The 11,890-nt window shown below is 66.8% G+C and carries 10 protein-coding genes and 1 tRNA gene; 6 read left to right on the plus strand and 5 right to left on the minus strand.

The genetic code is table 11. From position 1 onward, the window contains the following. The first annotated feature begins 212 nt into the window (after positions 1 to 212). Positions 213 to 299: transfer RNA gene (locus tag ROR02_RS09715), tRNA-Leu, on the plus strand. A gap of 123 nt (positions 300 to 422) precedes the next feature. After that, positions 423 to 1,823, plus strand: coding sequence for a magnesium transporter (gene mgtE, locus ROR02_RS09720; protein ID WP_147163832.1), 1,401 nt, complete (start codon positions 423 to 425; stop codon positions 1,821 to 1,823). 96 nt (positions 1,824 to 1,919) lie between these two features. Here mgtE and ROR02_RS09725 read toward each other — a convergent pair whose 3' ends face one another. Then, positions 1,920 to 2,615, minus strand: coding sequence for an orotate phosphoribosyltransferase (locus ROR02_RS09725; RefSeq protein WP_147163833.1), 696 nt, complete (start codon positions 2,613 to 2,615; stop codon positions 1,920 to 1,922). Between the two features lie 173 nt (positions 2,616 to 2,788). On the opposite strand from ROR02_RS09725, the gene ROR02_RS09730 reads away from it, so the two are divergent. The 3 genes from ROR02_RS09730 to ROR02_RS09740 all read left to right on the plus strand — a co-directional run bounded on the left by ROR02_RS09730 (position 2,789) and on the right by ROR02_RS09740 (position 5,508). Then, complete coding sequence (locus ROR02_RS09730) at positions 2,789 to 3,622, plus strand: enoyl-CoA hydratase-related protein (RefSeq protein ID WP_147163834.1); 834 nt, start codon at positions 2,789 to 2,791, stop codon at positions 3,620 to 3,622. 69 nt (positions 3,623 to 3,691) lie between these two features. Beyond that, positions 3,692 to 4,813: an AI-2E family transporter gene (locus tag ROR02_RS09735; protein ID WP_147163835.1), complete on the plus strand. Its 1,122-nt coding sequence runs from the start codon at positions 3,692 to 3,694 to the stop codon at positions 4,811 to 4,813. Beyond that, positions 4,810 to 5,508 (plus strand): HdaA/DnaA family protein, encoded by a 699-nt coding sequence (locus ROR02_RS09740; RefSeq protein WP_147163836.1) that lies wholly within the window; start codon positions 4,810 to 4,812, stop codon positions 5,506 to 5,508. Before ROR02_RS09735 ends, ROR02_RS09740 begins: the two co-directional genes overlap by 4 nt. 79 nt (positions 5,509 to 5,587) lie before the next feature. On the opposite strand, the gene ROR02_RS09745 is transcribed toward ROR02_RS09740, so the two are convergent. The 4 genes from ROR02_RS09745 to trpB all read right to left on the minus strand — a co-directional run bounded on the left by ROR02_RS09745 (position 5,588) and on the right by trpB (position 10,614). After that, positions 5,588 to 6,889: a bifunctional folylpolyglutamate synthase/dihydrofolate synthase gene (locus ROR02_RS09745; RefSeq protein ID WP_147163837.1), complete on the minus strand. Its 1,302-nt coding sequence runs from the start codon at positions 6,887 to 6,889 to the stop codon at positions 5,588 to 5,590. A 276-nt stretch (positions 6,890 to 7,165) separates the two neighbouring features. Next, a complete protein-coding gene (gene accD / locus ROR02_RS09750; RefSeq protein WP_246135487.1) occupies positions 7,166 to 8,170 on the minus strand; it encodes an acetyl-CoA carboxylase, carboxyltransferase subunit beta in 1,005 nt (334 codons plus the stop codon). Positions 8,171 to 8,575: 405 nt separating this feature from the next. Beyond that, positions 8,576 to 9,391, minus strand: coding sequence for a tryptophan synthase subunit alpha (gene trpA, locus ROR02_RS09755; RefSeq protein WP_147163838.1), 816 nt, complete (start codon positions 9,389 to 9,391; stop codon positions 8,576 to 8,578). Then, positions 9,388 to 10,614, minus strand: coding sequence for a tryptophan synthase subunit beta (gene trpB / locus ROR02_RS09760; protein ID WP_147163839.1), 1,227 nt, complete (start codon positions 10,612 to 10,614; stop codon positions 9,388 to 9,390). The genes trpA and trpB overlap by 4 nt, the downstream gene beginning before the upstream one ends. Before the next feature lie 805 nt (positions 10,615 to 11,419). On the opposite strand from trpB, the gene ROR02_RS09765 reads away from it, so the two are divergent. Then, entirely contained in the window at positions 11,420 to 11,860 is a 441-nt protein-coding gene (locus tag ROR02_RS09765) for a division/cell wall cluster transcriptional repressor MraZ (RefSeq protein WP_147163840.1), read from the plus strand. Positions 11,861 to 11,890 lie beyond the last annotated feature (30 nt).

Raw genomic sequence — 11,890 nt, forward strand, 5'->3', positions numbered from 1 at the left:
TTGAGGAACCCTCTTCCAAGGGCATCCAGGGCTTCAGCCGATTGCCCCGCACCCCCCTCCCCCGCTTCGCCCCGGGGGGCTTTGAAAAAAAATACGCGTTCATCAAAAATCCGTCTTGCCGACCCCAACGGGCTTTGGTATCTCATCCGCCCTCGGCAGGGCCCAACCGGAAACACCGCTGGCCCCCCTGACCGGGACCTGAAGTCCACGATGCGGTCGTGGCGGAATTGGTAGACGCGCAGCGTTGAGGTCGCTGTGGCCGAAAGGCCGTGGAAGTTCGAGTCTTCTCGACCGCACCATTATATAAAAGGCCCGCCGACATGTCCGGCGGGCCTTTTCATTGCCCTGGCCCCTGCCGTCGACCGGCGCCAGGCTGCCACGGCCTCTTGCCTCCATGACCCTTGCGAGAGAAGGACGCGCCCATGATCAGCCTTGGCGAGCGCGAGTCCCTCCATAACGAGGCGGCTCAACCCGGGGACTCCTTCGGCCTGCTGCCCGACATCATCGACGAGATTCGCACCGCCCTGGACGAGGGCCAGACGGAAAAGGTGCGCGAGCTTGTCTTGCCCCTGCACTACGCCGACCAGGCGGATCTGATCGAAAACCTGCCGCCCGACGAGCGCCGGGCCCTGGTGACCTTGCTCAAACCCGAGTTCAACGCCGAGATCCTGCACGAACTGAACGACTACGTGCGCGATGAGGTGATCGCGACGCTGGGCTATCAGGATCTGGCCTCGGCCCTGGTCGAGCTGGACTCGGACGACGCCCTGTACGTCGTGGCCCAGCTGGACGAGGCCGAGCGGGCCCCGGTCATGGAACGCCTGCCCGCCGACCTGCGCGCCTTGATCGAGCAAGGCCTGTCGCTGCCCGAGTATTCGGCCGGGCGCCTGATGCAGCGCGAACTGGTCGCGGTGCCCGCCTACTGGACGGTGGGCGAAACCATCGACTACCTGCGCGCCGCCACCCGCCTGCCCGAGGACTTCGACGCCCTGTACGTGGTTGACCCCCGTCACCGCCCGGTGGGACAGGTCCGCTTGTCGGTCATGCTGCGCCGCCAGCGCGTCCAGCGCCTGCGCGACATCATGGACACCGACATCCCCTTGATTCGCACCACCGCCGACCAGGAAGAGGTCGCCCGCCTGTTCCGCGACCGCGACCTGATGTCGGCCCCGGTGGTCGATGCCTCGGGCCGGCTGGTCGGACGGGTCACGGTGGACGACATCATCGACGTGATTGACGAGGAGGCCGAGGACGACATGCTGCGCCTGGCCGGTGTCGCCGAGGTCGACTTGTACCGGGCGATCATCGACACGGTGAAGGCGCGGGTGTCGTGGCTGGGCGTCAACCTGATCACCGCGAGCCTCGCGTCGCTGGTCATCGGCCTGTTTGAAAGCACGCTGCAAAGCATCGTGGCGCTTGCCATCTTGATGCCCATCGTCAGCTCGATCGGCGGCAACGCCGGCACCCAGGCGCTGACCGTGGCCGTGCGCTCGCTCGCGACCAAGGAACTGACGCCGGCCAACTCGTGGCGCATCCTGGGCAAGGAAATGCTGGTCGGCGTGCTCAACGGCCTGATCCTGGCCGTGGTCGTGGGGTTGATCGCCTGGGTCTGGTTCGGACGCACCGATATCGGCTACGTCATTGCCGCCGCCGTGGTCATCAACCTGACCGTGGCCGGCCTGTCGGGCATCGCCATCCCGCTTGCCTTGCAGCGGCTGCGGGTTGATCCGGCGGTGGCCAGCTCGGTGTTCCTGACCGCCATCACCGACATGATCGGCTTCTTCGCCTTCCTGGGCCTGGCGGCGGTGTTCCTGGTCCCGTGACACGCGAAGCTCCCCGAAAATGGGGAGCTTCGCGCCGGCATCCGGGCCGGGGAAACCGACTCCCCAGGCCCGGAAGGAAGTGTCTGGCCTGCCCTGCTACTCGCGCGGCTCAAGCCCGCGCCCGCCATGGGCCTTGGACCAGCCCACGGGATCGGACAGGAACGCCCGCACGCCGGCGATGCTTTCCGCCGGGAAGGCACGGGTTTCCTCGGCGACCATCAGCACGTCGTGCCAGGTGGCCAGCCAGTGCAACGAGATTCCCTTGTCGGCCAGGCTCTTGAGGGCGCCGGGAAACACGCCGTAGAAGAACAGCACGAAGGCATGATCCACCCGGGCGCCGGCGGTGCGCAGGGCCTCGGCGAAGGTCAGCTTCGAGCCGCCGTCGGTGGTCAGGTCCTCGACCAGAAGCACGCGCTGGCCCTCGGTCAGGGCGCCTTCGATCTGGGCCATGCGGCCGAAGCCCTTGGGCTTCTTGCGCACGTAGGTCATGGGCAGGGCCATGCTGTCGGCCAGCCACGCGGCATAGGGAATGCCGGCCGTCTCGCCGCCCGCCACCGCGTCCAGGCTTTCGCAGCCAACGGCGCGCTGGATCTTGGCGGTCGCCAGTTCGGTCACCCGGCGCCGGGCCCGGGGAAAGCCAATGACCCGCCGGCAATCGATATAGACGGGACTGGCCCACCCCGCGGTCAGCATGTAGGGTTCGTGCGGGCGAAAATTAACGGCCCCGATTTCAAGAAGGATGCTGGCGACGGCGCGGGCGGCGTCGGCATCGGCAAGGGCGCGGGTATCCATGAGCAAAACGGCCTTCCATCAGAAGTGCAACGGGGGAGCTGGCATGCCAGTCCCGGAAGGACCTTGCCGCATTGCCGCGAGACAACCCCGGCACGCCCTTCCGACCGGGGCTGTTTACCGGTAAAACGGCCCCGTCACAACACCTGCCCCATTCTTGTTGACAGGCAAAGCCCATGACCGACTCCGACTCCAAGGCTTCTCCCCTGCCCCAGCCCTTTTCGGCCCCGATCGCCCTGGTGATCGATGGGGCGGTGGCCACCGTGCGCCTGAACCGCCCCGAACGCCTCAACGCCCTGGATCTGCCCATGTGGGCCGCCCTGGGCGATGTTTTCGAGGCCCTGGCGGCCCAGCTCGCCCCCGAGGGGCCGGTGCGCGCGGTCGTGGTGCGCGGAGCCGGCGGCAAGGCCTTCGCCGCCGGAGCCGACATCAACGAGTTCGATACCGTGCGCGCCACCCCCGAGCAGGCCCAGGCCTACGACGAGATCATGCGCCGGGCCCTGACCCTGGTCGCCGCGTGCCCGGTGCCCGTGGTCGCCGCGATCGAGGGGGCGTGCGTCGGCGGCGGGCTGGAACTGGCCTGCCTGTGCGACCTGCGCCTGTCCAACGCCTCCGGACGCTTCGGAGTGCCGATCAACCGCATTGGCGTGGTCATGGCCTACCCCGAGATCCAGGCGATCATGCGCCTGGCCGGGCCTGCCAACACGCTGTCCTTGCTGCTGGAAGGCCGGATCATCGATGCCCCCGACGCCCTGCGCATGGGGCTGCTTAACCGGGTTGTTGAAGACGACGCCTTTGAAGCCCACCTCAACGACACCCTCAAGGGCCTGACCCAGGGCGCGCCGGGGGTGAACGCCTGGCACAAGGCCTTCGTGCGCCGTTTGCGGGACGGAGCCCCTGTCGACGCGGCCGAGATGGCCGAATGCTACCGTTTCCTGGAAACCGAGGATTACCGGGAGGGGATCGCCGCCTTCAAGGACAAGCGCAAGCCCCGGTTCACCGGGCGCTAGGCCGCTTGCCCCTTCCCCTCTTCGCCCTTCCTTTTTCAAGCACCGGCTTCCCACGCGGAAGGACTGAGCATGACACGAGATCAGCAGATCCGGTTCTGGGCGGTGGGCGTCGTGGTGACGGTGGCCCTGCTTTATGTCCTGCGCTCGGTCCTTGCGCCGTTCGTGGCCGGGATGGCCGCCGCCTACATGCTCGACCCCCTGGCCGACCGCCTGGAACGGCTGCGGATTTCGCGGCTGGGGGCGACCATCATCATCACCTTGGGCTTTTTCCTGTGCCTGGCCCTGGGGCTCCTGGTGCTGCTCCCCTTGCTGCAAGGCCAGATCGCGGCCTTCATCAAGAACGTGCCCGGCTACACCGCCACCTTGGTTGACAAGGGCCAGGCCCTTTTGGGCGCGCTTCAGGCGACCTTGGGGCCCGAGCGCATGGGACGCCTGACCTCGGGCCTGGAGTCCACCGCCGTCGAGGCCGCCAAGTGGCTGGTCGCCCTGATCACCGACATCATCAGTGGCGGCGCCGCCCTGGTGGGGGTGGTGTCGGTGCTGGTCATTACCCCGGTCATCACCTTCTACATGCTGCGCGACTGGGACCGCATGGTCGGGGCGATCGATGGCTGGCTGCCCCGGCCCTATGCCCCCGTCATCCGCACCCAGATGGAGGCGATCAACCAGACCATCGCCGGCTTCATTCGCGGCCAGTCCACGGTCTGCCTGGCGTTGGGTTCGTACTACGCCATCGGCCTGACCCTGGCCGGCCTCGACCTCGGCCTGGTGGTCGGTCTCGTGTCGGGGGTTTTGTCCTTCATCCCCTACGTGGGGACCATCACCGGCTTCGTGTCGTCCCTGGCCCTGGCCCTGGCTCAGTTCGAGTCGTGGCCCCGGATCGCCGTGGTCGTCGCCATTTTTGTTTCCGGGCAGGTGATCGAAGGCAATGTGCTCACGCCCAAGCTGGTGGGCGACCGGGTGGGCCTGCATCCCGTGTGGGTGATTTTCGCCCTGCTGGCCGGTGGTGGCCTGTTCGGCTTCGTGGGCGTGCTGCTGGCCGTGCCGGTGGCCGCCGTGATCGGGGTGCTGGTGCGCTTTTTCCTGTCCCAGTACCTTGCCAGCCCGCTGTATTCCGGTGAAACCGGCGCGAGCCCCCGGCTTGCCCCGCCCGCCGGGTCCGCCCCCTCTTCCCCAACCGAGAGACCATGACCCTGCCCCGGCAACTTGCCCTAGACCTGTCCTGGCGCCCCGCGCTGGGGCGCGAGGATTTCCTGGTCGCGCCCTGCAATCAGGCGGCCGTCGCCCTGATCGATGCCTGGCCGGCCTGGCCGGGCCCGGTGGTATGCCTGCAAGGCCCCCCGGGCTCGGGCAAGACCCATCTGGCCCACGTGTTCGCCCAATGCAGCCAGGCCCGTTTCCTCGGCCTCGCCGATCTGTCGGGCGCCGATCCGCTGGCCGCCTTTCCCGAGGCCAATGCCGCCGTCGTCGTCGAGGATTGGGATCGCGGCGCGCCCCACGACCGCGCGACCGAAACCGATTTGTTCCATGCCCTGAACGCGGTGCGTCAGCGCTCGGGCTGGATGCTGCTGACCGGGGAGCGACCGCCCACCCGCTGGCCCGTGACCCTGCCCGACCTGCGCTCGCGCCTAGCCACCGTGCCGGTGGCGGGATTGGCCGAACCCGACGAGGCCTTGCTGGCGGCGGTGGTGCTCAAGCAGTTCGCCGATCGCGGCCTGGACGTGGCGCCCGAGGCGGTGGCCTACCTGCTGCCCCGGCTGGAGCGGCGGTTCCTGGCCATTCAGGATCTGGTGGCGCGGGCCGATCGCCTGGCGCTGAGCGAAAGCAAGGCAATCACCATTCCCTTGCTCCGCCGGGTTCTGGCCGAGAGCCCGGAGCAGCCCTGAAAAAAGGAGGAAGGCCGCTCCCGGCCCTCTCCTTCTTCCCGACCTCCCGTTCGGGGGCCCACGGCCGCGCGCGCCGGGTTCAGGCGGGCACGGTGCCGTTGGCTTGCAGGGCGGCGCCGGCCAGGTACAGGGATCCGCAGATCAGGATGCGCCCCGGCCCCTCCCCCGACGCCAGGTCATCGATCGCCGCCGCCAGCGACATGGCCTTGCGCACGTCGGGGAAGCCCGCCGACCGCGCCTTGTCGGCCAGCAGATGGGCGGGAATGCCCGCCGCCGTCTGCGCGCCGGGGACAGGCACCGCGACCAGCGTGCGCACGGGGCCGACCAGGGCTTCGAGAAAGCCGGCGGCGTCCTTGCTGTCGATCATGCCACAGATTATGTCCACGGCCCCCTCGGCGGCCCAGTCGTTCAACACCCGGCCAAGGGCGCGTCCGGCATGGGGATTGTGGCCGCCATCCACCCACAAGCTGAAATCCCCGGGCAGGCGCCCGACCAGAAGCCCCTGGTCCAGGGGGTGCAGGCGCGCGGGCCAGTCGACCGTCTCCATGGCGCGCCGGCGGGCTTCCAGGGGCACCACCTGGCCGGTTTGGGCCTCAAAGGCATCGAGCACGGCCAGGGCCTGGGCGGCATTGGCCACCTGATGGGCCCCGACAAGGCGCGGACGCGCCATGGCGGTGTTGGCGTTGAACATCCAGCCCGTTTCGGTTTCCCGCCACGTCCAGTCCCGCCCGCCCAGCAAAACGGGCGCGCCCACCGCGCGGGCCCGGGCTTCCAGCACCAAGGCGGCCTCGGGCGCCTGGGGGGCGATGACCGCAGGCACCCCGGCCTTGAGGATTCCGGCCTTTTCGCCGGCGATGGCGGCCAGGGTCTCGCCCAGGAAGCCCTTGTGATCCAGATCGATCGGAGTGATCACGCTCACCGCCGGGCGGGGGATCACGTTGGTCGCGTCCAGGCGTCCGCCCAGGCCGGTTTCCAGCAACACCACGTCGGCCTCGACCCGGGTAAAGGCCAGCAGGGCGGCGGCCGTGGTGGCCTCGAAAAAGGTCAGGGGCGCGCCGGCGTTGGCGGTTTCGACCGCCTCCAGCACCTGTTCCAGGAAGGCGTCGTCGATCAAGGAACCGGCCAGGCGGATTCGTTCATTGAAACGAACCAGATGGGGGCTTGTGTAAACGTGAACCCGCAAGCCCGCCGCCTCCAGGGCGGCGCGCAGGAAGGCAACCACCGAGCCCTTGCCGTTGGTCCCGGCGACGTGGATCACCGGGGCCAGGCGTTCCTGGGGAGATCCCAGGGCCGCCAGCACGCGCTCCACCCTGTCCAGGGACAAGTCGATGGTCTTGGGGTGCAATGACATCAAGCGATCAAGCGCGGCAGGGGATCCCATTGCCATCCATCCTTATTCGACCCGTGGCTGGCGGGCCGGCCCAACCGTCCTCGCCCGCCGCCGAAGGTAGCACCACCGCCCTTCAAGCGGAACCGGCCAGTGCGCCGCTCCCGCAAGCACGGAGCCGCCCAGCCCCGGAGGCATTACCTCCGGGCCGTCCCCTTGCCTCTTGAAGGATAAAGGAAAAAACCTCGGGACACTCGCCCCGAACCAAGGCGGGCGCAAGCCCGGCGGCCCTGGGGGGCCGGCGCCGGGTCTCGCGCCCGGGTTTCGCGCCTACGCCTCGTCTTCCTCGGGTTCGGCCTCGTCGTGGGCCTCGGCCTGTCCGTCGCGCCGGGCCGCCTCTTCCACGTCGCCGGCCGGAGGCGTGGCGCGGGTGCCGCTTCGTCCCGAGTCGGCATCCAGGGACAAGGCCAGGACCTCGGCCGGGGGATCGCGGCGCAGCAGGATCGACAAAATCCGCCCCAAGGTCGCCTTCAGGTCGGCGCGGTTGACCACCAGATCGACCATGCCGTGATCACGCAGGTATTCGGCGCGCTGGAAGCCGTCGGGCAGGGTTTCGCGGATGGTGTTCTGGATCACGCGCGCGCCCGCGAAGCCGATCACCGCCCCGGGTTCGGAAATGGCGATGTCGCCCAGCATGGCGAACGACGCGGTCACGCCGCCGGTGGTCGGATCGGTGAGCAGCACCATGTAGGGCAGGCCGGCGTCCTTGACCCGCTGCACCGCGACGGTTGTTCTGGCCATCTGCATCAACGACAAGATGCCCTCTTGCATGCGGGCACCACCCGAGGCCGGAATGACGATCAGCGAGGCGCGCTGCAAGACCGCGAGCTCGGCGGCGGCAACCAGGCCCTCGCCCACCGCCATGCCCATCGAGCCGCCCATGAACGAAAAGTCAAAGGCCGCGACCACCACGGGGATGCCCATCAGCCAGCCGTGGGCGACGATGATGGCTTCCTTTTCGCCCGTCTTCGCCTGGGCTTCCTTCATGCGGTCGGAATACCGCTTCAGATCCTTGAATTTCAGGGGATCTTGCGGAATGGGGGGCAGCTCGATCGGGGTCCAGGTTCCCCCGTCGAACAAGAGTTCCAACCGCTTGCGCACCGGCAAACGCATGTGGTGTCCGCAGTGGGAACACACCTGCCAGGATTTTTCCAGCTCCTTGTGAAAGAGCATGTGATCGCAGGCCGGGCACTTACGCCACAGGTTTTCCGGGACTTCCTTGGATCCGACAAGGCTGCGGATCTTGGGGCGGACGAAGGTTGTCAGCCAGTTCATGGATTGCGTTTCTTCCCACACTGATCGGCGGTTGGGCACTTCGGCATGCCACGCGGAACTCGGGATCCCCTGTTTCCGAAGCACGCCTTGTCACTTGTTTCTTGTTGCGGCGCTGGCGAAACGAAACAAATCGTGGTGTCCCGTCAAGCCCCCCATTGTTGCGGCCCGGGCGAAAGCGGCAACCGCCGCCTGCCCGGGCCGTGGCACCCTAAAGCATTTCAAGCCCGAACACATCCGGTTGGGCGCTTCGAAAACAGCAAACAAACCACAACCGGAAGCCCGCCCGCCCCTTTTGGCGAGGGGCAGGACGCCCCTCTCCGGCCGGAGGATCGAATCGGAGTCGGGCCACGCTCCCAACAAAAAGGGCCCGCTGTCAAGCGGGCCCGAGGCGCTTCCAACAGGACCTTACGGCGCCGGCGCGCGCACGGCGTCGGCCAGCTCGCGCACGAAGCCCAGGGCATCGCCGCCTTCGGCCACGCGGCGCACGATGGCCGACCCCACCACGGCCGCGTCGGCCAGACGCGCGAAGCGGGCGGCCTGGGCCGGGGTCGAGATGCCAAAGCCGATGGCGACGGGCAACTCGGTGTGGGCGCGGATGTGCCGGACCATCTCGGCCACCGCGTCTTCCTGCGCCGCCTGGGCACCGGTGATGCCCGCGATCGACACATGATAAACGAAGCCGCTGGCGTCCTTCAGGATCATCGGCAGGCGGGCATCGTCCGAGGTCGGCGTGGTCAGGAAGATCAGGTGCAGGCCATGGGCGCGAAAGGCAGGCAGAACCTCGGCCGCTTCCTCGGGAGGAAGATCAACCAGGATCACGCCATCGGCACCAGCCGCCACGGCATCGCGGGCGAACGCCTCGACACCGTACAGGTACACCGGATTGTAATACCCCATCAGGATGACAGGCGTCTCGTCGTCGCCGGCGCGAAAAGCGGCCACGGTTTCCAAGGTGCCATGCAAGGTCATGCCGCCTTGCAAGGCGCGCACGGCGGCGGCCTGGATGGCGGGACCGTCGGCCATGGGATCGGAAAAGGGCATGCCCAGTTCGATGATGTCGGCCCCGGCCTGGGGCAGGCCCTGCATCAACGAAAGAGCCGTGGCGTGATCGGGATCGCCGGCCATCATGTAGGTGACCAGCCCTCCCCGGCCCTCGGCCTTCAGGGCGGCGAAGCGGCGGGCCAGACGATCGGCGGCGGACGAAGCGGGGGCGCTGCTCACGACAGGTTCTCCTTCGCGCCAATGGCCTTGGCCACGGCCGCGATGTCCTTGTCACCGCGACCACTCATGTTGACGACGAGAATATGGTCCGCCGGCAGGCCCGGCGCGATCTTGATGGCGTGGGCGACCGCGTGGCTGCTTTCCAGGGCCGGAATGATGCCTTCCAGCTGCGTCACCATCTGGAAGGCCTCGATGGCCTCGTCATCGGTGATGGGAACGTAGGAAACCCGGCCGGTATCCCTGAGCCAGGCATGTTCCGGCCCGACGCCCGGGTAATCCAGGCCGGCGGAAATGGAATGGGCCTCGGTGATCTGGCCATCGGCGTCTTGCAAAAGATAGGTCCGGTTGCCGTGCAGCACCCCCGGACGCCCCCCGGCCATCGAGGCGGCATGATGCCTGTCCAGGCCCTCGCCGGCGGCCTCCACCCCGATCAGGGCCACGGAGGGATCGTCGAGGAAGGGGTGAAACATGCCGATGGCGTTGGATCCGCCGCCGACGCATGCCACCACCGTGTCGGGAAGCCGGCCCTCGGCCGCCATGATCTGGGCCCGGGTTTCCTCGCCGATGACCTTTTGCAAGTCGCGGACCATGGCCGGATAGGGATGGGGCCCGGCCGCCGTCCCGATCAGGTAATAGGTGGATTCGACGTTGGTCACCCAGTCGCGCAGGGCTTCGTTCATGGCATCCTTGAGGGTGCCCGAGCCGCTGGTGACCGGACGGACCTCGGCGCCCAGCAGTTTCATGCGAAACACATTGGGCGCCTGCCGCTCGATGTCGGTGGCGCCCATGTAGACCACGCACGGCATGCCGAACAAGGCGCACACGGTGGCCGTGGCCACGCCGTGCTGACCGGCCCCGGTTTCGGCGATGATCCGGGTCTTGCCCATGCGCCGGGCTAGCAAAATCTGGCCCATGCAGTTATTAACCTTATGGGCACCAGTGTGATTCAAGTCCTCGCGTTTAAAATAAATCCGGGCCCCGCCCAATCGATCCGTCAACCGCTGCGCGAGAGTGATCGGGCTGGGACGACCAACATACGAAGACAGATAGCCCTGGAGTTCCGCCTGGAAAGCCGGATCGACCCGGGCGGAATCCCAGGCGCGTTCCAGATCCAAGATCAGGGGCATGAGCGTTTCGGCCACGAAGCGGCCACCATAGGGACCGAAGCGTCCCCGGTCATCGGGACCGCCCCGATAGGTATTCAGGGTCTGGATCTGGGTCATGACATGTCCTTGCACCGGCGAAGGCCGTGGTTATAGCGCAGCCCCGTCCGGGGGGAAAGAGGGGGGGGAGGTCGTGGGAAGGGGGGGGAGATCCGGTCAGGAATCGTAAGTGAGCAGCCCGCTGTTAGGGTTTTGTTAATATATTGCCCAAAAAGAAATCAAGTAATTCCCGCTTTGTCCAATTCAGCGAAATCGACACGAACCCTCTCCCTCCCCGACGTCGGCGCACGATCCCTCACCAAGGGAAGTGCTACCGGAAATTCCCCTTGGGGAAAATAATGCCCACCGTCCTCTTGCGTCTACTTGCGACCCGACTAAAGGTAAAAAAAATCCCTGAATACGCGCTCATGGCGTAAAAGCACCCCTCCTTAGGGTTATCGCGCCCGCCTTTCGCCATAAGCCTTTGAGCGGAAAGAAATAGGCTTGCGGTGCGATACGCCGGGCTCCCGATGAACACGGCGCCCGGCGCGGCTGGGGATTCGGAGGCGCCGGGAAAGCTAGGCAAGGCCTGCCTATGCGATCAAAAAGAGAACAAAAAACGTACAAAAGCAGGTCAATCTCCAAGGTCAAAACAATTTTCTTTGTTTTTCAAGCAGAGGCGACTTTTTAAGCCGTTATTTTCACCAAGGGGCCCCAGGGGGTGGTTTTACCCAGGTATTCCTATCGAAGGCCATGCTCTCCCATTGACGCCCACGCTTTCCCATGAGATACCATGCCTCGTCCCAACGCATTTCCGAGTCCCCCCTCGCGACGGGCAACCGGGAAAGGGTGTGGCTGAAGGGCGTGAGGGGAAGGGGCCAGGGGCATGCGGCCATTCATCGGCACCTATGAAAACAAGGTCGACCAGAAGGGGCGCGTGTCGGTTCCGGCAAAGTTCCGGGCCGTTTTGCAAGCGGAAGGGTACGCCAGCATCGTCGTGAGACCGGACCCCGAAAGGGGATGCATTGAGGGCTATGGCATGGATCGTCTGGAGCGCCTTTCCGACATGACCCCGGACATCGTCAACCTGGGCGATCCGAACGCAGCACCCGCGTATCAGATTTTGGCGGAATCCGAGGAATTGACCTTCGACCCCAATGGCCGGGTGTTGATCCCGGCATGGATGCTGGAAGCGGCCGGTATTTCGGACAGCGCGGTTTTCGTGGGCCTGGGCCGGGTGTTCCAGATCTGGAACCCGGCGGCGCACGCGACCTTCCGCGCCACCCAGCTCCGTCCGGCCGCCCAGGCGCGGGGAACTGGCGCATGAACGGCTCTCCCCTTCCCTCCCCTTCCTTGA

The organism is Pararhodospirillum oryzae, from assembly GCF_007992075.1.
GTDB classification, from domain to species: domain Bacteria; phylum Pseudomonadota; class Alphaproteobacteria; order Rhodospirillales; family Rhodospirillaceae; genus Pararhodospirillum; species Pararhodospirillum oryzae.

Excerpts from the sequence above, each read along its gene's own strand:
- mgtE (WP_147163832.1), top strand. The coding sequence starts at position 423 with ATGATCAGCCTTGGCGAGCGCGAGTCCCTCCATAACGAGGCGGCTCAA.
- ROR02_RS09725 (WP_147163833.1), bottom strand. The coding sequence starts at position 2,615 with ATGGATACCCGCGCCCTTGCCGATGCCGACGCCGCCCGCGCCGTCGCC.
- ROR02_RS09730 (WP_147163834.1), top strand. The coding sequence starts at position 2,789 with ATGACCGACTCCGACTCCAAGGCTTCTCCCCTGCCCCAGCCCTTTTCG.
- ROR02_RS09735 (WP_147163835.1), top strand. The coding sequence starts at position 3,692 with ATGACACGAGATCAGCAGATCCGGTTCTGGGCGGTGGGCGTCGTGGTG.
- ROR02_RS09740 (WP_147163836.1), top strand. The coding sequence starts at position 4,810 with ATGACCCTGCCCCGGCAACTTGCCCTAGACCTGTCCTGGCGCCCCGCG.
- ROR02_RS09745 (WP_147163837.1), bottom strand. The coding sequence starts at position 6,889 with ATGGGATCCCCTGCCGCGCTTGATCGCTTGATGTCATTGCACCCCAAG.
- accD (WP_246135487.1), bottom strand. The coding sequence starts at position 8,170 with ATGAACTGGCTGACAACCTTCGTCCGCCCCAAGATCCGCAGCCTTGTC.
- trpB (WP_147163839.1), bottom strand. The coding sequence starts at position 10,614 with ATGACCCAGATCCAGACCCTGAATACCTATCGGGGCGGTCCCGATGAC.
- ROR02_RS09765 (WP_147163840.1), top strand. The coding sequence starts at position 11,420 with ATGCGGCCATTCATCGGCACCTATGAAAACAAGGTCGACCAGAAGGGG.